Genomic DNA, 21,209 nt, shown 5'->3' on the forward strand with positions numbered 1-21,209 from the left:
CTGTCTACCGCGCAACCCCACGGCATAGGCGGACGCGCCGCCTACGTGCGATGTCTTCAGGCGAGGCCCGGCGGCGCGGCCTTCGCGACATCGACCTGTTTCGGCAACAGCCCGAGATCGAGGAACGTGTTGGCAATCTGCTGCTGCTCGCCGATGATCTCGCGCGTGATCGCTTCCGTGCCGAACACCTGCCGGCTCACCGCGAGATCGACGACGGGCTTCGGCAAGCCCCAGAGCTTCGCGAGTTCGCTCGCGAGCGCGTCGGGATTCTGCTTGCCCCATTGATCGACCGCCCTGATTTCGTCGATGACGATGCGTATCACATCGGCATTCTTCGCCACATAGTTCTGCGACGAGAAGTAGTACGCCCGATTGCCGACGACGCCGCTCGCATCCGCGACGATGCGCGCATTCAGCGTCTTTTGCGCAGCCGCGAAGAACGGATCCCAGATGACCCATGCATCGATCGAGCCGCGCTCGAAGGCGGCGCGCGCATCGGCGGGCGGGAGGAAGACGACGTTGATATCCCTGTATTGCAGGCCGTGCCGGGCCAGCAGTTTCACGAGAAAGTAATGGACGTTGCTGCCCTTGTTCAGCGCGACGCGTTTGCCTTTCAGGTCCGCGACCGTCCTGACCGGCGATTGCGCCGGAACGAGCACGGCTTCGGATTGCGGGCGCGTCGGCGTGGCCGCGACGTAGGCGAGCGGTGCGCCGGCGGCCTGCGCGAAGATGGGCGGCGCTTCGCCGACATCGCCGAAGTCGATCGAGCCGACGTTGAGCGCTTCGAGCTGCACCGGCCCGGCGGTGAACTCGGTCCACGTCACCGATACGCCGAGCGGCGCGAGCCGCTTTTCGAGCGTTCCGCGACCCTTCAGCAGATTCAGATAACCCTTTTGATTACCGACGCGCAGCACGCGCGGCTGCGCCGATGCGGCCTGCTGCGCGAACGAAGCGGGCGCGGCGGCGAGCGATGCAGCGGCCATCGCGGCCCGCGCGGAGAAGGAGAGAAACGCGCGACGGTCGGCGGCCTTTCTGTTTTCGGACATGGGCGGATCGGGCGCTTTGGCATATGAAGGACTTCAGATGCTAAAGCGCGGCGCCGCCCATGCAAACGTAGCAATCGGCATAACGCTATGGCACGGCGCGTCATATCCATTTCGCTTCTCGCCCGAAGCGCCCGCGCATGCAGCGATGTATCAGGGATACGTCCGCATCGCGCCCTGACCATGCGGTTCGAGTTCGACGTCGGCCTGCCTGACCTCGCTCGGCTTCGGGCTGACGTCCAGCGCCTTCAGCGCGTTATCCCAGCTAAAGCGCGCCGCATCTTTGAGCGCAGCGGCGTGAAGACTTTGCCAGGCCTCTTCGGTGCTCGCGCGCGCCACCTGTTCAAGGAAATCCTCGGCCGTGTAGTAGATGGAACTATCGTCGAGTGCCGCGTCTCTTCGCCAGGCGGGCGTCAATACCGGCACGCCGTACGAGATGTATTCCAGATGCTTCGACGAAAAACTATGCTGCCGCAACTCGTCGTTGCTGATGGTGATAAGCCCGAACTGATAATCCGCGATCACATCGGTCGAAGGCGCGTATCCCTTGTAATTGATACCCAGCGACGCGTCGGGCTCCGGGCCGCCGTAGACGTCGAGCATCGGGTAGAGCTTGCATAGCTGCGACAGCAGCGGCAGATTCACCCAATAGCCGCCGAGATAACCAAGAAAGATAATGCGCGGCTGCTTGTTATAGCGAGCCAGCTTCGTCTTCTTGTGCGTGCCGTAAGTGATCGGCAGAAAGTTGGCACCGTTGTACTTTGTCTGCCGTACATAGTCCGCATAGGTATGCCAATGAAACGAGAGATAGTCGGCGGCGGCATACGATTCGACTTCGATATCGCGTAGTTTCGTGTATCCCGCATCGCTCAATTCGCCGCCGAAGCGCAGTTCTTCGGCAAAGGGCGAGGGCAGGTCCAGAATCTGCACGTCGGCCACGCGTTCGCCGAGCGTCACGGCTTCGTCGAGATTGCTTTCGCAAATAAGCAGGTCGAAGTGGCCCTGGCCGCGCAACGTCTTCTGCAGCACCTTGCCGCGCAAGACCATCAGACGCCATAGCAGATGAGAGGTCGCTGCTTTACAGGTCGCACCGCCTATGTGCACGGCGATCGCCAGCATCGCTTCATGCACGTAGAGTCGCAGCTTCAGGAGTTGCGGAGAAGGCAGCAATCGACGAATGCCGGTCTTGGCGAGCCTCGACAACTTGTTCGAGTCGAAGCGGATCACCGATGTATAACCATTGCGGCCGAGGTACGCTTCGAGCTCTTTGGGCTTCACGCCATTTGCAAAGGCGTCTTGTGAACAAATGATGACTGCCCGTTTCTCTTGCGCCATGAAACACTCCTTCATTCGCTATCGACGTCGATCGGTCAGTCAGTGCAGAGTGCACGCTGAAGCGGAACGCAACTGCCGGGGAGAGGAGCAACATTGAAGCCACATCGAACAACGGGGTGACGCATTTGCTTCGCAGGCTGCGGGACGATGGTGAAATGCATCGTCGCGTCCCTTCATTCAACGGGTATTCAATGAGGAGAACGGGACGATCCTGCGTTACGCGGTAGCATAGTCGGGATTTTCATTAGCCGCAGCAGAAAAAAACGTTTGCCTTGCATAGGAGAAACGTCCGTTCGTTCGTTAGGCGGCCTTCGAAGCTGAATTTGAAATAATTGGCTGGGTGAATTTGCGCGAGCCGGTGCACGGCTGCACTATGCCAAGGCACGTTAGCGCTTCCGATTCATCGACAGGAACGATTCATGTACAGAAGTGAGGACTACCACGGATGGACGCTTCAGGTCACGACCGTGCCCCGTTGTGGCGCATACACCGCGATTGCAGTGATCAGCCGGGATAGTCAGGAGTTTCGCTTCGAGCAGATCGCGGTGTCGGATACGGAGAGCGCATCGGCGACGGCGGCGGTAAGCTGGCTCTGCGGATGGCTGGCATTGAACGGACTGCTGGACCCGCAACGATCCGATGCGTGAGTTTCTGACGCTCGCGCTTTTGCTTAAGCGGCTTCGCGGTTTGATGCACCGCATTGAAGCCGCCGGAGAACTCGCTGCACGCAGCGTCAGATGAGCGTCAGCTTGACGTCGATGTTATTGCGCGTTGCATTCGAATAAGGGCAAACGACGTGTGCCTTGTCGATCAACTGCTGCGCCTCTTCGCGATCCATGCCCGGCAGTGAAATCTTGAGTTCGACCTCGATGCCGAAGCCATTCGGAATCTGCCCGATGCCGACGCTGCCATCGACTGCGAGATCCTTCGGCACATCGATCTTGTCTCGCGCGCCGACAAACTTCATCGCGCCGATGAAGCACGCGCTATAACCTGCCGCGAAGAGTTGCTCGGGGTTCGTGCCGTCGCCGCCTCCGCCGCCGAGTTCCTTCGGCGTGGTCAGACGGAGATCGAGATTGCTGTCAGGGATGGTCGCGCGTCCATCGCGCCCGCCGGTCACGTGCGCATGTGCGCGGTACAAGACTTTTTCGATCGTCATTCCAGTGTCCTTTGTCGTATGAAGGTGAAGAACAACTTCCCGGAGCATCAGGCACAAGCATACTAAAAGGCACGCAGCGGCGCTCGCGCGTGCGTCGATCGGCAATGGACGATGATTATTTCAGCCGCCGCGGCAAAGATACCGGAGCAGCGGCCCCAGCATGGAAGGATCGGTAGGCTTGGAGCAGTACGCGTCGAAGTGCGCGAGCCTCACCGCGTTCACGTCTTCCGTGCTCGATACCGCCGAATGCGCGACGAGGATCGCGTTCGATGTGAGCGGATCGGCGCGCAGGCGTATTGCAACTTCGATGCCGGACACATCGGGCATCCAGATGTCGAGCATCACGATGTCCGGCTGCCATTGCCTTGCCACGTCGATCGCTTCCTGGCCGCCATAGACCACGCGTGTCGGAAAGTCTTCGATCGCGAGGACCATGCCGATTGCATCCGCGGTATCGACATAGTCATCGACGACAAGAACACGAGGTGATTCCACGGCCTGCCTTCTGCTCGTCCAGATCGCGCATTTCGGAGGGACGGCGAACGCGTTGTCTTCGGTCATGCTTGCCTTCTTCTTGACGCAAGCGCGACAAGAGCCGCGCCAATTGAGTCCTGCTTTCGTAACAGGTATGAGCAATCGATACGCCCGAAGTCGCGATGTCGAAGCGGGTTCGCACAAAAGGCCGGCGGCGCTTAGCGTATCATTGCCGCCGACCCCCTTCCTCTCCTCTCCAGAGAAACCATTCCATGCAACCGCCCACACTGGCCGGCACCCCGCTCGAGGCCTATCACGTCTGTGCATTCTTCAACAGCCGCGACGAAGAGTACGCAACGCTGAGTCCCTTCTTCAAGGAGGCGATCGATAACGGCGAAAAGAACATGCACATCGTGGATCCCGCGTTGCTGGCGGATCACCGCGCGCGGCTGACGGCTTCGGGCATCGATGCCGCACATTGCGAGGCGTGCGGTCAGCTCGAACTCGTTTCGTGGCGTGACGCGTATCTGGATGAAGAAGGCGTGTTCGACAAGGACCGGATGCTCGCCGCCGTCGAACGCCTGACGGGAAGCGGCCGCGATGCGGGCTTTTCGCGCCTGCGGATCATGGGCAACATGGACTGGGTGTTCGAGGACACGGCGGCCACGCCGAAGCTCATCGAATACGAAGCCGAAGTGAACGAAGTGCTCGAGCGCAACCGGCAGCCCGCCGTCTGCGTGTACGACATCGCGAAGCTCTCCGGCTCCATGCTGATGGACCTGCTGCGCACGCATCCGATGACGCTCATCAACGGTGTCGTGCAGGAGAATCCGTTCTTCACGCAGCCGTCCGAGATGGTGCAGGAACTCAAGCGCAGGCGAACATCGGAAGCCGCTCCGTGCGATGAAGCCGCGAGCGAGCCGGCCGCAATCGTTCAAGAGAATGGCCGCTGAGTCTGGCTCCGATGCGTTGTCGCGGGAAGCGGCCGAACGCAGCCTGCGCGACCTCATGGGCCTTCTGGCGCTGCCGGCGTTGTGGGCCGGGCGCGATGCCCGGACGGTGATCGAACTGATGACGCAGGCCGTCGAGCGGATCGTCCGTCTGGATGTCTGCTATGCCTACGTGCCCTTGCTTCCCGATGCGCCCGCATTCGACACGCTGCGTCTGCACGAAGCCGATGCCACCGCGGACGTTCGTCTTGCATGGGAGCCGGCGATCGACGCATGGCGGCGCATGCCCATCGGCCCGCGTCCCGTGCTTCAGGCGACGCCGGCCGGTGCGCAGAGAATGGTGCGCATGAGCATGGGATACACCGCCGGTCAGGGCAGCGTCTGGTTCGGCTCGGCGGATCCGTCGTTTCCGTCCGTGACGGACCTCGCGTTTCTGCGCGCGGCGACATCGCTCGCTGCAACGGGTCTGCAGGCGGCGCGCGCCACGCACGAACGCGAGACGGCCAGCCGCGCAAAGGACGAATTCCTCGCGATGCTCGGGCATGAGCTTCGCAATCCGCTCGCGCCGATCACGACCGCGCTCGGGCTCATGCGCAAGCATCGCGGCGGGGCGTCCGACAAGTATCACGACATCATCGAGCGGCAGGTGTCGCATCTGTCGCGCCTCGTCGAGGATCTGCTCGACGTGAGCCGCATCACGCGCGGTTCCATCGAACTGCATCTCGAAACGGTGCGGATCGGCTCGGTGCTGACGCGCGCCATCGAGGCCGCGAGTCCGCTGGTCGAGCAGCGCGGACAAACCTTGTCGCTGAGCGTGACCGACGACGGCGCGCTCATCTCGGCCGATCTCACGCGGCTCACGCAAGTCTTCGGCAACTTGCTCAACAACGCGGCCAAATACACCGATGCGGGCGGCCATATCCGCGTGGAAGCGGTGACGAACGCGACGGAGATCGTCGTTTCGGTGTCGGATAACGGCGCGGGTATCGGCGACGATCTGATGCCCCGGCTCTTCACGATCTTCGAGCAGGGGCGGACCACCATCGACCGTGCGAAGGGCGGATTGGGCATTGGCCTCGCGCTGGTGAAGAATCTTGTGCAACTGCACGGCGGCACCGTCACCGCGACGAGCGACGGACCGGGAAAGGGATCGACCTTCGTGGTGAAGTTGCCCATCGCCCCGCAGACGCTGATGCCCGCCGACGCGTTGCAGACCGCGCCATCGCTTCCCGAGGGAAACGGTATCCGCGTATTGCTCGTCGACGACAACGAAGACGGCCTTCTCTCGATGGAAGCGTTTCTCGTGGAAGTCGGGTTCGATGTAGCAACGGCGAGCGCGCCGCAGACGGCGCTCGAAGTCGCAGCGGAGTTTCGTCCGGCGTTCGCCGTGCTCGACATCGGCTTGCCCGGCATGGACGGCTATCAGTTGGCCGCGGCGCTGCGGCTGCAGCAAAAGGACGACGCGCTGCGGCTTTTCGCGTTGACGGGATATGGCCAGGCCGAAGACCGCCGACGTTCGTCCGACGCCGGATTCGAACGCCACTTCGTGAAGCCCGTGCCGCTCAACGAACTGGTCGAAGCGCTGATCGCTTGATGGCGACGACGAAAAAAAAGCGGAACGCAATCGCGTTCCGCCTGATACACCTAAGCTAACAACTCAACGACTCCAAGCCTTAGTGCGATGCCGCCACTGCCGACTTGATCGCCGAATAGACAGGCTTCGTTCCGCCGCCATTCGTCAGGATACCGTACGTTCCGCTAGGATCATCGTAAAGCTCGTACCAGTTGAAGCCGATCACGTTATACGTGCTGCGCGCGGCATACAGTTCCGGAATCGTCTTCGCGATATATGCCTGCGCCATGGACGTCGAGTAGTCCGCGTTGATGCCGATTTCCGTGAACATGATCGGCAGGTTATACGCGTCGTGCAAGATCTTGAGCACGTTGTAGTTCGTGCCGTCCTTGCCCCACGTGTTCTCGGGATCGAGACCGTCCGAGTACCAGTGCAACTGGATGATGTCCGTCTGCACCTTCGGGTGACCCGTCGAGCCGTCCGGCTGCGTGCCCGTCAGCATGCCCTTGTACCAGCCGAGATAGAGGAAGCCCGTCGATGCCGTGTTGATGATCTTCGTCTGGCCGGTCTTGTCGACAGAGCGCCAGCCGTCGTACGAGCCGCGCATCGCGCCGCGCCAGATCGGCCACGTGGTGTTGTCGTAGTCGGAGACGTTCACGCCGTCGTTCGCGACCGGGCGGTTGTGGTTGTCGATGTCGTATTCGTTGCCGAACTCCACGACCGGCACGCCCTTGAACTTCGTCGCCGCATAAGCCGCCATGTTGTAGGCGTACGTGTAAGCGGACGATTCGGTCGGCGTGCGGCCGTTCAGCGACGGGTCCATCCACGGATGCGGAATGACGAGCGGCATCACGTTGACCTTCGTGCCGACGTTGGGCATGACCTGGTTCGCGAGGATGTCGATCTGCGCGTTGCTGTACACGTCCTGACGCACGCTCGTGAGGCCGAGGTCGACCATGGACGCCGACTGCGTGGCGAGCGGGATCGACGAATAGACGCCGCCCTGAATGTAGTGCGCGTTGACGCCGAAGAACGGAATGGGCTTCGAGGTCGAGGCAGCGGCGGTCGTCGAGCGCGGATCGCTCGAAACGGCCCACGTGTTGTTGTCCCACACCCACCACAGCTTGTTCACGTTCTGCTGATAGATCTTGCCGCTGTACCACAGCAACAGCGTGACGGACGCCGAGAAGCCGGCTTTCTGACCCGCGCGATAAATCACGCCGTTGGTCACCGTCCACGTCGCGCCGGAGGAATCGACGATCGACGTGCCGGACGGAATCGTCGTGCCGTTTGCCGACGCTGGCTTCGTGGCGGCATTGGCAACCGCGGCGGGATCGGTCGCGCTGTTGTTGACGCTGGACGGGGCGTTGTCTGCGCCGCCGCCGCATGCGGAAAGGATTAAGGAACTTGCGAAAACCGAGTAAACGATGAAATGTTTTTTCTTCATTGGGAATTGAATAAACGTCTGCCGTTCCTGATCGCCGAAAAAAGGTTTCCCCGAGTGCCCGATTAAGTGGGACCCACGATTTGAACCGCAGGGAGAGGAAAGGCGAATCAGCCAATGCGCCGCTGATTGATGGACGCGTATGTCAGTCGGTTTTACCGGCTGAACGAAGAACATGTTAAACGCTCACCACTTCTTACCGTATGAAAAAACCCGTAACGGTATGTAACGGTCAACGTTTGCGTGGAAATAAATGCGCGTCTGGACAGACAAATGAATGAAAAAAAAATTTTGGCGGTTGCGCTCAGAGGCTGTGGCGGGTAATCCCTCGGTGATTTATGACCGTAATGCGCATACATTACCGATCCCCATTAGCAATTATTTCCTTGATTGATACGATAATAAGTATTTAATCTGATTAAATGATGAATAGAACCGTATTCGGGACAAGGTCTTTTTTGCCGGGCTTCGCCTCGCACGCGAACTCGGCGAAGCCCATTTATTAATTAATTTGCGCGCTAAACCGAAACGCCCACCGCCGAGAGCACGAGCCGCAAGCCGAAGAAACACACCGACGAGCACAGCGGCAGCGCGAGCAGTCCCGAGCCGTATCGAAGGCGAAACAGGCAGGCCGACGACCACAGGCGCAACGCGCACTCGGGGCAGGTCGCAATCAGGCGTCTGACCGTAATCACGATCGCTCCACGACGATTTCGAGGTACTCGCTCGGCAGCACGAGCGTCGCGTCGCCCGACCGGTTGCGGCTCTCGATCAACGTCATCAGGTCGTCGATGAACGCGGCCTGCCGCTCGCCTTCGAGCGCGGCGAATGCCTTGTTCATCGGCCCGTAGTAGGTGCGGAAGACGTCCATGAAATGCGCGGCCGAACGATAGCGGAACACGAACTCGCGGCTCGTCGCGGCCATGCTGCGCGCGCGATCGCCGAACAGTTCTTCGATCCGCGCCTTCGTGCCCCACAGTGCGGGCGACATCATGCCGGGCGCGGGCGGCATGTACTTGCCTATCGTCCTGAACACCTGGCCGATGAAACTCTCGGGCGTCCAGTTCGCGAGGCCGATCTTGCCGCCGCGCTTGCAGACGCGCGCGAGTTCGTCGGCGGCTTGCTGCTGATTCGGCGTGAACATGACGCCGAACGTGGAGAGCACCACGTCGAACGATGCATCCGCGAACGGCAGCGCTTCGGCGTCCGCTTCCTGAAACTGCACGGCGAGACCTTCGGCGTCGGCGCGTGCGCGTCCTGCATCGAGCAACGAGGGCACGTAGTCGGTGGATGTCACATCGCACCAGCGGCGCGCGGCGGCGAGCGTGGCGTTGCCGTTGCCCGCCGCGACATCGAGCACGCGGCTGCCCGCGCGCAGATCGAGCGCTTCGCAAAGACTTTCGCCGACGATCTGCAATGTCGTGCCGACGACGGCATAGTTGCCCGTCGACCAGGCGGCTTGCTGGCGGACCTTGACGGCGGCGAGATCGATGGAAGGCGAGAGGGCGGAATCGACAGCGGACATGACACACTCCTGATAGCGGACGTTGAGCGAACGGCGACGGTGCACGTTCATGGGGCGCCGCGACACTGCGATGCGAACGGCCCGCGCGGCGAACGGGCACATTGCGAATGCGTTATGACAAGCGATGGCCGATGCGAAGATCGCTCATGCCTTCCGTGTACAGACAGCCACCACAAGACTTGCACCAATGACGCGAGCCATGCGGCGACGTGTTGTAAGCGCCGATGTCACTCGCGCCGTTCAACGTGAAAAGCACTGCGCGGCAGAGGCATCGACTGCGATAAACGTCTGCGTGATTCATATCGGTCTCGCGTTGGCGAGTGCGTTGTTGGGACTTTGCGTGAGTGCTAGTATCGGCACGCAAGGCGGAACAATGAATGACCGTGCGTCCAGAAAATTTGTGAAGGACGCCAAATTTGCGGGCCGGCGCCATGGATGCGTTATCGAACGTTCTTCGTCTCGTGCGTTTGAGCGGGGCGGTGTATCTAAACGGCGACTTCACAGCGCCGTGGTGTGTCGTGGGTCAGGCTTCGCAGGAATTGAGCGCGGCGTTTCTGCCGCGTGCGGAGCGCATCGTGTCGTATCACCTCATCACGGAAGGAAGCTGCATGGCGCGTCTTATCGACGATCCTTCTTCCGCGATCCGTGTCGATGCCGGTGAGTTGCTCGTGGTGCCGCAAGGCGAGCCGCATTTGATGGGCAGTTCGCTGGACATAGCGCCTGCGCCGGCGGCAGAGATGATGGCGCACTATCTCAAGACCACGCCGGGCGACGTGATGAAGCTGAGTTACGGTGGTGGCGGCGAGCCGCGCACGCGTGTGATCTGCGGCTTTCTTGCGAGCGACGACACGTTGAGCAATCCGGTGTTATCGGTGCTGCCGCGTCTTTTCAAGGTCGATATGCGTAACGATCCGCGTTCGGCGTGGCTCGAATCGTCGTTGAGTCTTGCTGCGGTCGAGGCGGCCGAGTGGCGCGTGGGCAGTGCGATTGTGCTGGCGCGCTTATCGGAGCTGTTGTTCGTGGAGGCGGTGCGGCGTTGCGTCGATGCGTTGCCGGCGGATCGCAAGGGATGGCTTGCGGGCGTGGGCGATCGTTTCGTGGGCCGTGCGCTTGCGGTGCTGCATGCGCGTCCGGCGCATGACTGGACGGTGGATGAGCTGGCGCGTGAAGTGGGTTTATCGCGATCGGGATTGGCGCAGCGCTTTACGCAATTGCTTGGGCAACCGCCGATGCAGTATCTCGCGCGTTGGCGATTGCAGATTGCGGCGCAGGAGTTGCGGCACGGGACGATGTCGATTGCCGCTGTCGCGGAGCAGGTGGGGTATGAATCGGAGGCGGCGTTCAATCGCGCTTTCAAGCGGGAGTTCGGGATGCCGCCGGCGGGATGGCGGCGTAGCCGCCGGGATTTTGATGGGCATGTGCCGGGGTCTGATGCGTGCTCGCACGCATGGGCCGTTTCATGAGGTTCTGCTCGTTCAGCGATATCTCCTTCTTTTATTCGCGTCGGTCTATTAGCACGCCCCTCCCCGGGGCGGGGGTTACTTTCTTTGCTGCTGCAAAGAAAGTAACCAAAGAAAGCAGCTTTTCAGGCCCGAAGCACTGACTCTCTGGCCGCTCCGTAGACCCACGTTGGCACTCAGCTTGAATCAACCTTGAATCACCTTCCGCGCCCGCTGAGCGCCACCCCATGCGAGCCCCCGGGCTCGACAACACCAACTGGACTCACTCGCCTCCGTGCGTTCACAGACGTCGGGAACCCGACAGCGCTCTTAGGACGTGAGCATTGACTTGCGTATTGCATGGACGGCGCATGGAGGGGAAAAAGTGCGTTGGTGTCAGTTGGTGTTAACGAGCCGTAGGGCTCGGAGGACGTGGCGCTCAGTGGGCGTGGAAGGTGATCCAAGGTTGATTCAAGTTGAGTGCCAACGTGGTTCTACAGGGTAGTCACGCATGGCGTGCTTTGGGCCTAGAAAGCTGCTTTCTTTGGTTACTTTCTTTGCAGCAGCAAAGAAAGTGACCCCCGCCCCGGGGAGGGGCGCACTAATAGACCGACACGAACACAAGCAAAACAGTCACAGGCAGCGCCGACACCCGCCGACACCCGCCGACATGCACGCGCCTGGCGCGCTTCAACTGGGACAAGCGCCCGCTCGCGCCGCGATCCATGCGCGACTTGCCGATCACGCTGCACAAGCCGTTTGCACGAAGTCAAAAGTCAAGCTCAGCGATTCGCAGCGAGAAAACGCGCACGCATCGGCTTCAGCATGAACAGGGCGAGCACGGCGGTGACGATATCCAGCGTGATCGCCGATGCGAACACCGGCGTCCAGCTACCGGCATGTTGATGCAGCAACGCAGCGAGCGGTCCGCCGAAGATCGAGCCGATGCCCTGCGAGATATACAGCCAGCCGTAGTTTTCGGTGGCGTGGCGCGTGCCGAACGTATCCGTCAACGTCGACGGAAACAGCGAGAAGATTTCGCCCCAGCCGAAGAACACCACGCCCGAGAGCAGCACGAAAAGCACGGCGTTCTCGCGCGTCATGAGCCACAGCGCCATGGCAACGCCTTCGAGCGCGAATGCGAAAAACATCGTGTTTTCGCGGCCGAAACGGTCCGACACCCAGCCGAACAGCGGACGCGTGAGGCCGTTCGTGAAGCGGTCGATGGTCAGGGCGAGCGGCAACGCGGCCATGCCGAACACCATCACCTTCGTGATGCCGAAGTCGGCGGCAAACGTCGCCATCTGCGACGTGACCATGAGGCCCGAGGTGGACATCATCGTCATCATCGCGAACATGAGCCAGAAGAGCGGCGACTTCATCATTTGCGACGGGCGCAGATTCGGCACGTTCGATGCAGCGGCGAGCGTCGCAGCCTTCATCGGCGTAACGGCATTCGGCGTGCGCAAGCCCTGCGACGCCACGAAGCCGACGACCGCGAACGCGATGCCGTAGATCCACAGCGTTGCATCGATGCCGCGCGACGCCAGCGATGCGGTGATGGGGAACGTCGTCACGATCGCGCCCATGCCGTAGCCCGCCGCGACCGCGCCGGCCGCGAAGCCGCGCCGGTCGGGAAACCAGCGCACCATCAGGCCGACGACGCCCACATACACGATGCCCGTGCCGAGACCGCCGACGAGACCATACGTGAGATAGAGCATCGACGTGCTCGTCGCCATCGATGCGAGCACCCAACTCAGGCCCGACATCACCGTGCCGAGCGAGATCAGAAGGCGCGGGCCGAAGCGGTCGATCAGCTTGCCCTGAAACGGCGAGAAGAACGTCTGGAGAATGATGAGCAACGAGAACGTCACTTGCAATTCAGGCAGCGGCACGCCGAGCTTCGCGGACAGCGGCTTCGTCAACAGCGTCCATACATATTGCGGGCTCGATATCGCCATCATGCAGACGAGGCCGAGTGCGAGTTGCAGCCAGCGGTTATGGGCGGCCACGGCAGGCGAGATCGAGGCATCGTCGTGCAGCGTTTGGGTGCGTGTGTTCATGTGCTTTCCCCGGATGATTCGGATAAAAATGGATGAGCGCCGCCCTCCGGCCCCGACGAATGCCGAACCGGATGACTTTGCAACTTCGTGCGTGATGCGGTGTTTAAGCGCTAGAACCCTGCACAGGCGCCGTCGCTTCGCGGATCGTGACCCGCTTCGAAAGAACCATCAGGATGCCGAACGATTGCGCCGGCATGACCCATCGCTTCGTCGTAGGCGGCGAGCACTTCGACTTCGTGGCCGAGCGCGCGCAATGCGTCGATGGTCTGCGCCGGGAAGCGCGCTTCGAGCTTCAGCGAATCGGTCGATTGGCCCCATGTGCGGCCGAGCAGCCAGCGCGGCGCATCGATCGCGGCCTGCGGGTTCCAGCCGAAACGCGCGATGCGCGAGAACACGGCGCTCTGCGATTGCGGCTGGCCATCGCCGCCCATGTTTCCGTAGACCATCGTGCGGCCATCGGCGAACTGCGCGAGCGCGGGATTCAGCGTATGAAACGGGCGGCGTCCCGGCATCAACGGATTGAGCGACGACGCATCAAGCGAGAAGCTGCATCCGCGGTTCTGCCAGTTGATGCCCGATTGGGGCAGCACGACGCCGCTGCCGAACTCGTGATAGATGCTCTGAATAAAACTCACCGCGACGCCATCGCCATCGATCACGCCCATCCAGACCGTATCGCCGGGACCGCGTCCCTTGCCCCACGATGCGGCCTTCGACATCGACACCTGTTGCGCCATTGCATCGAGCGCGGCGGGATCGAGTTGCGTGACGGGATCGATACGCATGTGGTCCGGATCGGTGACATGCTCGTCGCGAATCTTGAACGCGAGCTTCGTCGCCTCGACGCATGCGTGCACGAACTCGGGACCGAGCGGGTCCATGTCGTCCTTCAGCACGCGATCGAGCACGCCGAGAATCAGCAGCGAAACGAGACCTTGTGTCGGCGGCGGCATGTTGTAGACGGTGCCGAGCGTGTGCTTCAGTTCGAGCGGCGTGCGTTCGCGCGCGCGATGACGTTCGAGGTCTTCCAGCGTGATGAGCGTTTCCATCGACGACAAATCCTTCGCGATGCTGCGCGCAAGATCGCCGCGATAGAAGTCGTCGAGACCCGCATCGGCGAGTTGCTGGAGCGTCGCGGCAAGGCGCGCGTTGACGAAGCGTTCGCCTGTTTGCGGCGCGCGATCGTCGGGCATGAAGGTCTGCGCAAAGCCCGGCACATGCTGCAGTTCGCCGCGCTTGGACGCGATGCAATCGGCCTGGCTGCGCGTCACCGGAATGCCGTGCTTCGCATAGTGGATCGCATCTTCGAGCAGGCGCGCGACAGGCAGCTTTCCGCCGAGCGCGCCCTTCGAGAAGCGCTGCGCGAAGTCCCAGCCGGAGACGGTGCCCGCCACCGTGTTTGCCGCGAGCGGGCCGCGCGTGGGAATCGCATCGAAGCCGAATGCGCGATACGTGTCGATGTCCGCGCGCATCGCCGCCGCGCCGCATGCCTCGATGCCGATGGGCGCATGCCCCGGCCGCGCGATGAGCCAGAAGCCGTCGCCGCCGATGCTGTTCATGTGCGGATAAACCACCGCGATGGTCGATGCCGCCGCGATCATCGCTTCGACCGCATTGCCGCCTTCACGCAACACGGCGAGCGCGCTTTGCGACGCGAGCGCATGCGGCGCGACCGCCATGCCGCGCATGCCGCGCGTGGGGTTCAACGTGTTCGCCTTGATCGGCGCGTGTGTTGCAGTGACTTCGAGAGGCATGACGTTTCCTTGTATACAACGAAAGCCTTCAATGCCAGATTCGTGCCATGCGTTGGTAAAAACCCTGAGCGGCCTTGCTGCACAAGGCTCTTAGCGATGCATGATGGATGAACGCAAGCGCGCCGCGCACGCCGTCAGATGGTGCGCCGAAGCCTTGCCGGTGCGTGGCCGCCGACGTCCGGCCCCGTTTCGGTGCGCGCGGCGAGCAGCCGTTGCATCGTGAGGCCGCGCACGCTCGACTGGCTTCCGCCTATGTGCTGCGATACGAGTCGAACGCTCGTCGTTGCATCGCCGGCGCGGATGGCATCGAGAATCGCGGCATGTTCGTCGTAGGTATCGGCGATGCCGTCGCCCTGTACGAGATCGAGCCGCCGGACCACGCGTATGCGGTCCGTCACGCGCTGCATGGTCGCGGTGAGTTCGTCGTTGCCGGCAGCGGCGACGAGCGCGTGATGCAAGGCTTCGTCGAGTCCGACGAGCGTGCCGCCGTCAGTAATGCGTCGCGTGCGCCGAACCTTCCACACGCGGTCGAGCGCGTCGAGCAGCAGATGCAGTTCGACCGATTGAGCCGCTTCGCCGCAGAGCTTGCGCACGGCGAAGGTCTCGATCATCTGGCGCATTTCATAGAGATCGTCGAAGCGCTTGTTGTCGATGGGCGCGACTTCCCAGCCGCCGCGCACATAGCCGCGCATGAGGCCGTCGCTTTGCAGGCGTTGCAGCGCTTCGCGCGCGGGCGTGCGCGAGACCGCGAAGCGCTCGGCGATCGCGCCTTCCGTGAGGCGGTCGCCGGGCAAGAGCTGCATGTCGAAGATTTCGTCGCGCAGCGCGTAATAGACGCGGTCGGCCCGAGAGAGAGCGGGAGTGTCGTCGAGTGGACGCGTCAGTTTGATATCAGGCATGGCGGACAGCTTAGCAAAGGAAGATGTGTCGCCAATAAATCGAAATCAAAAGGCGTTCACGCTGGAAGTAAGTTGGACAGTTACTGCGGAGTCGCTTTCATTCTCTAACGCATTCCTTGCATTTAATTCGTATTCAATTCTGGGGAAAACGCGGACGAATGGCGCGCTAAAGCCCTGCTTTTGAAAGTGATGCAAAAGCGCGTTAATATGAACCTAGCCCTGAACTCTTCGAGGAATGCGCTGGACCCTGGCGCGTGTCGTAACCTGCACGAGCACCGCATGTCAAATTCCCCGCACGTGGATTCACACGAAATGCACTCAGCATCAATAATGGAATGTGTCGATGTCCGCATCGAAGACTGCCATCGGATGATCGAGGCGCAAAGCGAGCGCCTCGCAAGACAAGCGAAATCCGGAAGGGGAACGGCACACTCGCGGCTCGTTCTCTATTGCCTGCAGCAAAGCCTGCTCGCGCTTACGCGTTCGAAATCCGCTGTCGCGAACGACGTGACGCGCAAGACGAACTCACGCGCCTGATCGTTCGGGCGCGGCTTCATTCAGCTTACATTCAACGCCCGAGTCCGCTCGCCGCGACCTGCTGCTGCACGTATTGCGCAAAGAGTGCGTGCATGCGGGTGGTCGGATGCAACTCGTCGGCGAACATATAAGTCTGGTCCGCGTTCGACGTGGTGTAGGTCGCGGGCGAACACAACAGCGCCGTATCGCGTGGCGTTTTCGACGGATCGCAGGCCTGTCCGGTGTTCGACACCACGAAGCCATTGGCCTGATAGTTCGCGATGGTCTGCGTCGTCCACGCGTATGAATCGACGACAACGACCTTGCCTTGCACGCCATTGCTTTGAAGGCCGGCGTTCAGCGTCGCGTTGAAGCGTTGCGCGAGCTGCGTGTAGTTCGCGCCGCCATCGGGCGATTTGAGGCCCTGAGGCGACATGCCGATGTTCGGCAGATTGACCACCACCACATGCGTCGCTCCGTTCTGCACGATCTGCGCGACGAGCTGCGCGAGTGTCGTGGCGGCTGCCTCGACGGTCGTATTCGCCGCAGGCGGACTGCCCGCGCGAAGCACGTCGTTCGAACCGGCCCAGACCAGCACCAGTTGATTCGCGTTGAAGCTGCCATGCGTGCCGAGATAGCTCGATAGCTGCTGCGTCACGGGCATCTGTATGTTGCCGATCACGTCCGTCAGAAACTGATATTGATTAGCGGGCGTCGCGACCGTCGAGCCGCCTTGCGCATAATCGAATCCGCCTTGCGCGTGCAGTTCATGGCCAATGTCGATGGTGTACGCGGGCGTCAGCGTATCGCCGTAATACTGCGCCACGTCCTGCGCCCATACCTGGCCGGGATTCGTCGTGAAGCGCCCGCCGCCGACCACGCTCGCGATCGGCGCATACGTTCCCGCATCGGAGAGGCTGTCGCCGAACGCGACGACTTGCAGATGGACGCCGCCCGCGGGCGCGGACGGGTTGCTGCTGTTCGAATCGCTTCCGCCGCCGCATGCGGTAAGCACTGCAATTAGCGCAGTAAGAATTGCAGAACGAATGTGGGACGTGATTGCAGTGCGGTACATCGCTCCTCCATGGCACCGGATGATTCGCTACGATCCGTCGCCTGATGCCGATGCATGCGCGCGACGCGATTCATCTGAAGCAAGAAGGATGCGATGCGGTTTTCGCGCTTGCGTCACTTCGCATCGAGCGCAAGCAGGCCGCGAATCTTCTGCTCGGTCTGCGCGTACTGACCTTCGCCGAAGTGGCTATAAACGAGCTTGCCGTTCTGATCGATCAGATAAAGCGCGGGCCAATATTGATTGCCGTAGGCGCGCCATGTCTCAAAGCGGTTGTCTTGCGCGACCGGATACGTAATGCCGTTGCGCGCAATCGCCTGCTTGAGATTGCCGGTATCGCGCTCGAATGCGAATTCCGGCGAATGCACGCCGACCACGACCAGCCCCTTGTCGCGATAACGCGCGTTCCACTCCTTGATATACGGGAGCGTGTGCGCACAGTTGATGCAGTCGAAGGTCCAGAAATCGACGAGCACTACCTTGCCGCGCAACTTGCTTAATTCGAGCGGCGCACTGTTGAACCAGTTGTCGATGCCCTGAAAATCAGGCGCATCCGCACCGACTGCGATAGCCGCGGGCGCAAGCGCCGAGACGCTGCCCGATGCGAACGCCGCCACTGCAGCGGTGGCCGCGATGCCCACGGTGACGGCTGCGATCCTGAGACGACCGAACATGATGACCTCCTCGATGATTGATGTTCGAACGCATTGAAGCGCGCCCTTGTATCCACTCTATGTCGGGTCATGCGGGCGATCGCATCGCCGTGTATCACGGTACATGCCGGATACATTGCGATACACAACGCACGCATTCCGGACATCCGCGCGATACATGCGAGCCTTGAAATAAGGGCCATCGTTCATTCGCGTGGAGGCTCTCATGCTGCTCATCGTCATTGCGTTTCTTGGCGGCGCATTCACCATTCTCAGCCCGTGCATTCTGCCCGTCGTGCCGTTCATCTTCGCGCGTTCGGACCGGCCCTTTTTGACCGATCGTCTGCCGCTCCTCGCCGGTCTCGCCGGCACGTTCGCGCTCGTCACGAGCCTCGGCGCGGCGGGCCTCGCGAGTGCGGCGCAGTTCAACCAGTATGGCCGATGGATCGCCCTTGCGATGCTCGCGCTCTTCGGTGCATCGCTCATGTTGCCCGCCGTCGCGACGCGCATCACCCGTCCGCTTTCGGCGCTTGCTGACAGGCTCGTCGCGCGTTCGCAGGCGCAGGACGCATCGCGAAGTATCGCGCCTTCGCTGTTGCTCGGCGCGGCGACGGGGCTGCTGTGGGCGCCGTGTGCCGGTCCCATTCTCGGCGCGATTCTCTCGGGCGCGGCGCTCGATGGCGCAACGTGGAAGACCGGCGCCGCACTCGCCGCGTATGCGACGGGCGCGGCGTTCGCGCTCGCGGTGGCATCGTCGCTCGGCAAGCGTGCGCTCGACGCGCTCAAGCGATCGTCGGGCTTCGGCGAACATGTGCGCCGCGCGATGGGCGCGCTCGTGCTGCTGAGCGTCGCGACCATCGCAGCGGGTGCGGATACGCGCGTGCTCGCGCTCGTGAAAGGCGTATCGACCGATGGCATCGAGAGCAGGCTCGTCGGTTTGCTCTCCGCACGCGACGATACGCAGAAGCCGCGCATCGTTCGCGCTTCGACGCCGATGCCGCCGCTGCCCGTCGAAGGCAAGCTGCCCGCGCTCGATGGCGCAACGCAATGGCTCAATTCACCGCCGCTCTCGCGCGATGCGTTGCGCGGCAAGGTCGTGATCGTGAACTTCTGGACGTACTCGTGCATCAATTGCCTGCGCACGTTGCCGTATCTGAAGACGTGGGCGCAGCGATACGGCAATGACGGTCTCGTCGTGCTCGGCGTGCATACGCCGGAGTTCGGCTTCGAGCACGATACGTCCAACGTGAAGCGTGCGTTGCGCGATCTGAACGTGTCGTATCCCGTGGCCGTGGATAACGACTACCGCATCTGGCAAGCGTTCGGCAATCGTTATTGGCCGGCTTTCTATATCGTCGATGCAGAAGGGCGCGTGCGCTATCACCATTTCGGCGAAGGCAACTATGAAGACGCCGAACGCGCGATTCGTCAATTGATTTGGAAAGCTAACGAAAAGGCCGAGGCAAGCGACGATGCGTCAGCAAAGGCAAGCGGCACACAAGTGGCCGCCGATCCTGCGCATCTCGCATCGAACGAAACGTATCTGGGTTATGGCGAGTCGCAAGGCCCGACGCCGGCGCAACGCGTGATCCGCGATACGTCCGCAGCTTATGCGCTGCCGCAGCGTCTTGCGTTGAACGACTGGGGCATCGGCGGGCAATGGAACGTACGCGCGGAAGCGGCCGTGGCGAGCGCTTCGCATGCGCGTCTTGCCTATCGTTTTCATGCGCGCGATCTGCATCTCGTGCTCGCGCCCGCCGACGACGGCAAGCCGGTTCGCATTCGCATCACGGTCGATGGGAAGCCGCCGGGCGCATCGCACGGTGCGGACATCGATGCCGACGGCAACGGCGTCGTGACCGCTGCGCGTCTGTATCAGCTCGTGCGGCAAAGCGGACCCGTTGACGATCGCACGTTCGAGATCGAGTTTCTCGATGCCGGCGCGCGCGCCTACGCGTTCACGTTCGGCTGATCACAGCACGAGCCGCGCTTCGAGGCCGCCGCCTTCGCGGTGATGCAAGGTGAGGCTCGCATCCATCGCGCGCGCAAGCTGACGCGCGATGGCGAGCCCCAGACCCGTGCCGCCCGTGCTTCTGTTGCGCGAGCCTTCGAGCCTCACGAACGGCTCGAATACCGCTTCGAGCGATTCATCGGGAATGCCGGGGCCGCGATCCATCACCGAGACGCGCGCGCCGCCATCGGCCAGGGCTTCGACGTGAATCTCGGCAGCGCCCGTGAACTTCAGCGCATTGTCGACGAGATTGCCGACGATGCGCCGCAACGCCTGCGGACGCGTGATAAGCGCATGCCCGATGCGTCCTTCGAGCGACACGTCCTTGCGCGCGTCGTGGTAATCATCGACGATGCTTTCGACGAGCGCATCCGGATCGATGCGCACCGCCGCTTCCTGCGTGCCGTGCAACGTGCGCGCGTAGGTCACGCCTTCCTTCACGAGCGTTTCCATCTCCTGCAAATCCTGCTGCAGCTTCGCGCCGGTGGCGTCGTCGTCCATCACGTCGACGCGAAGGCGCATGCGCGTGATGGGCGTTTGCAGATCATGCGTGATGGCCGCGAGTATCTGCATGCGCTGCGTCATGTACATCGCGACGCGGTCCTGCATGGCATTGAACGCCTTCGCCGCGCGCACGACTTCTTCCGGACCTTGCTCGGGCAGGCGCTGGCCTTTGAGATCGGGACCGAGCGTATCGGCGGCGTGAGCGAGTTGCGCGAGCGGGCGCGTCGCGAGCCGCACCGCGATCCAGCAACACGCGACGATCACCGCGAGTTGCAGCGCGAGCACGAACGGCAGCCAGCCGGACACGGGCGTGCCCTGCATCGGCTGCATGTCGATGGTGAGCGGCGAGCCATCGCTCAGACGCAAGTGCACCTGAAAGCGCTCCGTATGACCGGGGACCATGTTCACCGTCAGCGGATAGCGCTTGCCGATGCCTTCCGCGATGGACTGCGCGAAGCGCTCGGACAACGCGGCATCGGGCGGCGCGCCGCTCACGCCCGGACCGAGCATGAACGCATAGCTGCGCCGCGCAAGCCGTGGCAGCCACGCGGCGCGCTCGTCGGCCGGCAGATGATCGAGCAGCGCGACGGAGCTTGCCACTTCGCGTTCGACGTAACCCGTCATCACGTTGGTCATGCTTTGATCGCGCTCGGTCATCGTGAGCCAGAACGCGGCCGCTTGCGCGAGCGCAAGACCGATCAGCAGAATCAACGCGAGCCGCGCGAAGAGCGTGCGCGGCCAGTGCAGCCATGTTGCCGCAGCGAACGGCGCTTTGGTCGATGCATCCATGTT

General features: G+C 62.1%; 19 protein-coding genes. 6 read left to right on the forward strand and 13 right to left on the reverse strand.

Annotated elements, in window-relative coordinates; genetic code table 11:
* Positions 1-56: 56 nt before the first annotated feature.
* Together NCR39_RS21790 and NCR39_RS21795 are read right to left on the reverse strand one after the other, a co-directional pair.
* Positions 57-1,046 carry a sulfonate ABC transporter substrate-binding protein gene (locus NCR39_RS21790; protein ID WP_250454146.1) on the reverse strand — a complete coding sequence of 330 codons (990 nt, stop codon included), beginning with the start codon at positions 1,044-1,046 and terminating at the stop codon, positions 57-59.
* Between the two features lie 150 nt (positions 1,047-1,196).
* Complete coding sequence (locus tag NCR39_RS21795; protein WP_250454147.1) at positions 1,197-2,321, reverse strand: glycosyltransferase; 1,125 nt, start codon at positions 2,319-2,321, stop codon at positions 1,197-1,199.
* A gap of 476 nt (positions 2,322-2,797) precedes the next feature.
* Between NCR39_RS21795 and NCR39_RS21800 the strand changes: the two genes are divergently transcribed.
* Positions 2,798-3,025, forward strand: a complete 228-nt coding sequence (locus NCR39_RS21800; RefSeq protein WP_250454148.1) for a hypothetical protein — start codon at positions 2,798-2,800, stop codon at positions 3,023-3,025.
* An 86-nt stretch (positions 3,026-3,111) separates the two neighbouring features.
* On the opposite strand, the gene NCR39_RS21805 is transcribed toward NCR39_RS21800, so the two are convergent.
* Together NCR39_RS21805 and NCR39_RS21810 are read right to left on the reverse strand one after the other, a co-directional pair.
* Positions 3,112-3,537, reverse strand: coding sequence for an organic hydroperoxide resistance protein (locus NCR39_RS21805; protein WP_250454149.1), 426 nt, complete (start codon positions 3,535-3,537; stop codon positions 3,112-3,114).
* Between the two features lie 120 nt (positions 3,538-3,657).
* Positions 3,658-4,032 carry a response regulator gene (locus tag NCR39_RS21810; protein ID WP_250454150.1) on the reverse strand — a complete coding sequence of 125 codons (375 nt, stop codon included), beginning with the start codon at positions 4,030-4,032 and terminating at the stop codon, positions 3,658-3,660.
* A gap of 251 nt (positions 4,033-4,283) precedes the next feature.
* On the opposite strand from NCR39_RS21810, the gene NCR39_RS21815 reads away from it, so the two are divergent.
* Positions 4,284-4,964 (forward strand): MEDS domain-containing protein, encoded by a 681-nt coding sequence (locus NCR39_RS21815; RefSeq protein WP_250454151.1) that lies wholly within the window; start codon positions 4,284-4,286, stop codon positions 4,962-4,964.
* Positions 4,954-6,555, forward strand: coding sequence for a hybrid sensor histidine kinase/response regulator (locus NCR39_RS21820; RefSeq protein ID WP_250454152.1), 1,602 nt, complete (start codon positions 4,954-4,956; stop codon positions 6,553-6,555). The genes NCR39_RS21815 and NCR39_RS21820 overlap by 11 nt, the downstream gene beginning before the upstream one ends.
* Positions 6,556-6,634: 79 nt before the next feature.
* Here NCR39_RS21820 and NCR39_RS21825 read toward each other — a convergent pair whose 3' ends face one another.
* Positions 6,635-7,765, reverse strand: a complete 1,131-nt coding sequence (locus tag NCR39_RS21825; protein WP_250454153.1) for a beta-glucosidase — start codon at positions 7,763-7,765, stop codon at positions 6,635-6,637.
* Here NCR39_RS21825 and NCR39_RS21830 point away from each other — a divergent pair.
* Positions 7,758-7,958 carry a hypothetical protein gene (locus NCR39_RS21830; RefSeq protein ID WP_250454154.1) on the forward strand — a complete coding sequence of 67 codons (201 nt, stop codon included), beginning with the start codon at positions 7,758-7,760 and terminating at the stop codon, positions 7,956-7,958. The genes NCR39_RS21825 and NCR39_RS21830 overlap by 8 nt on opposite strands.
* Positions 7,959-8,496: 538 nt before the next feature.
* Here NCR39_RS21830 and NCR39_RS21835 read toward each other — a convergent pair.
* Both NCR39_RS21835 and NCR39_RS21840 read right to left on the reverse strand, forming a co-directional pair.
* Positions 8,497-8,673 carry a hypothetical protein gene (locus NCR39_RS21835; protein WP_250454155.1) on the reverse strand — a complete coding sequence of 59 codons (177 nt, stop codon included), beginning with the start codon at positions 8,671-8,673 and terminating at the stop codon, positions 8,497-8,499.
* Positions 8,670-9,503: a class I SAM-dependent methyltransferase gene (locus NCR39_RS21840; protein ID WP_250454156.1), complete on the reverse strand. Its 834-nt coding sequence runs from the start codon at positions 9,501-9,503 to the stop codon at positions 8,670-8,672. The genes NCR39_RS21835 and NCR39_RS21840 overlap by 4 nt, the downstream gene beginning before the upstream one ends.
* A gap of 431 nt (positions 9,504-9,934) precedes the next feature.
* Here NCR39_RS21840 and NCR39_RS21845 point away from each other — a divergent pair, with 431 nt between their 5' ends.
* The gene (locus NCR39_RS21845) at positions 9,935-10,966 is read left to right on the forward strand and encodes an AraC family transcriptional regulator (RefSeq protein WP_250454157.1); all 1,032 of its coding nucleotides are present in this window, start codon (positions 9,935-9,937) and stop codon (positions 10,964-10,966) included.
* A 758-nt stretch (positions 10,967-11,724) separates the two neighbouring features.
* Here the strand turns inward: NCR39_RS21845 and oxlT are convergent.
* The 5 genes from oxlT to NCR39_RS21870 form a co-directional block, all read right to left on the reverse strand.
* Positions 11,725-13,008 carry an oxalate/formate MFS antiporter gene (gene oxlT, locus NCR39_RS21850; protein ID WP_250454158.1) on the reverse strand — a complete coding sequence of 428 codons (1,284 nt, stop codon included), beginning with the start codon at positions 13,006-13,008 and terminating at the stop codon, positions 11,725-11,727.
* 110 nt (positions 13,009-13,118) lie between these two features.
* Entirely contained in the window at positions 13,119-14,762 is a 1,644-nt protein-coding gene (locus NCR39_RS21855) for a gamma-glutamyltransferase family protein (protein ID WP_284507299.1), read from the reverse strand.
* A 134-nt stretch (positions 14,763-14,896) separates the two neighbouring features.
* A complete protein-coding gene (locus tag NCR39_RS21860; protein ID WP_250454159.1) occupies positions 14,897-15,661 on the reverse strand; it encodes a GntR family transcriptional regulator in 765 nt (254 codons plus the stop codon).
* A 568-nt stretch (positions 15,662-16,229) separates the two neighbouring features.
* The gene (locus tag NCR39_RS21865; protein ID WP_250454160.1) at positions 16,230-17,252 is read right to left on the reverse strand and encodes an SGNH/GDSL hydrolase family protein; all 1,023 of its coding nucleotides are present in this window, start codon (positions 17,250-17,252) and stop codon (positions 16,230-16,232) included.
* A 113-nt stretch (positions 17,253-17,365) separates the two neighbouring features.
* Positions 17,366-17,923 carry a thioredoxin family protein gene (locus NCR39_RS21870; RefSeq protein WP_250454161.1) on the reverse strand — a complete coding sequence of 186 codons (558 nt, stop codon included), beginning with the start codon at positions 17,921-17,923 and terminating at the stop codon, positions 17,366-17,368.
* A gap of 205 nt (positions 17,924-18,128) precedes the next feature.
* Here NCR39_RS21870 and NCR39_RS21875 point away from each other — a divergent pair, with 205 nt between their 5' ends.
* Positions 18,129-19,874 carry a cytochrome c biogenesis protein DipZ gene (locus tag NCR39_RS21875; RefSeq protein ID WP_250454162.1) on the forward strand — a complete coding sequence of 582 codons (1,746 nt, stop codon included), beginning with the start codon at positions 18,129-18,131 and terminating at the stop codon, positions 19,872-19,874.
* Here NCR39_RS21875 and NCR39_RS21880 read toward each other — a convergent pair whose 3' ends face one another.
* Positions 19,875-21,206, reverse strand: a complete 1,332-nt coding sequence (locus tag NCR39_RS21880; RefSeq protein WP_250454163.1) for a sensor histidine kinase — start codon at positions 21,204-21,206, stop codon at positions 19,875-19,877.
* Positions 21,207-21,209: the final 3 nt, after the last annotated feature.

Origin of the sequence: Caballeronia sp. ATUFL_M2_KS44, from assembly GCF_023630965.1 — a bacterium.
GTDB classification, from domain to species: domain Bacteria; phylum Pseudomonadota; class Gammaproteobacteria; order Burkholderiales; family Burkholderiaceae; genus Caballeronia; species Caballeronia concitans.

Coding starts and splice junctions, on each gene's coding strand:
- NCR39_RS21790 (WP_250454146.1), bottom strand. CDS start 1,046: ATGTCCGAAAACAGAAAGGCCGCCGACCGTCGCGCGTTTCTCTCCTTC.
- NCR39_RS21800 (WP_250454148.1), top strand. CDS start 2,798: ATGTACAGAAGTGAGGACTACCACGGATGGACGCTTCAGGTCACGACC.
- NCR39_RS21805 (WP_250454149.1), bottom strand. CDS start 3,537: ATGACGATCGAAAAAGTCTTGTACCGCGCACATGCGCACGTGACCGGC.
- NCR39_RS21815 (WP_250454151.1), top strand. CDS start 4,284: ATGCAACCGCCCACACTGGCCGGCACCCCGCTCGAGGCCTATCACGTC.
- NCR39_RS21820 (WP_250454152.1), top strand. CDS start 4,954: ATGGCCGCTGAGTCTGGCTCCGATGCGTTGTCGCGGGAAGCGGCCGAA.
- NCR39_RS21840 (WP_250454156.1), bottom strand. CDS start 9,503: ATGTCCGCTGTCGATTCCGCCCTCTCGCCTTCCATCGATCTCGCCGCC.
- NCR39_RS21845 (WP_250454157.1), top strand. CDS start 9,935: ATGGATGCGTTATCGAACGTTCTTCGTCTCGTGCGTTTGAGCGGGGCG.
- oxlT (WP_250454158.1), bottom strand. CDS start 13,008: ATGAACACACGCACCCAAACGCTGCACGACGATGCCTCGATCTCGCCT.
- NCR39_RS21855 (WP_284507299.1), bottom strand. CDS start 14,762: ATGCCTCTCGAAGTCACTGCAACACACGCGCCGATCAAGGCGAACACG.
- NCR39_RS21860 (WP_250454159.1), bottom strand. CDS start 15,661: ATGCCTGATATCAAACTGACGCGTCCACTCGACGACACTCCCGCTCTC.
- NCR39_RS21865 (WP_250454160.1), bottom strand. CDS start 17,252: ATGTACCGCACTGCAATCACGTCCCACATTCGTTCTGCAATTCTTACT.
- NCR39_RS21870 (WP_250454161.1), bottom strand. CDS start 17,923: ATGTTCGGTCGTCTCAGGATCGCAGCCGTCACCGTGGGCATCGCGGCC.
- NCR39_RS21875 (WP_250454162.1), top strand. CDS start 18,129: ATGCTGCTCATCGTCATTGCGTTTCTTGGCGGCGCATTCACCATTCTC.
- NCR39_RS21880 (WP_250454163.1), bottom strand. CDS start 21,206: ATGGATGCATCGACCAAAGCGCCGTTCGCTGCGGCAACATGGCTGCAC.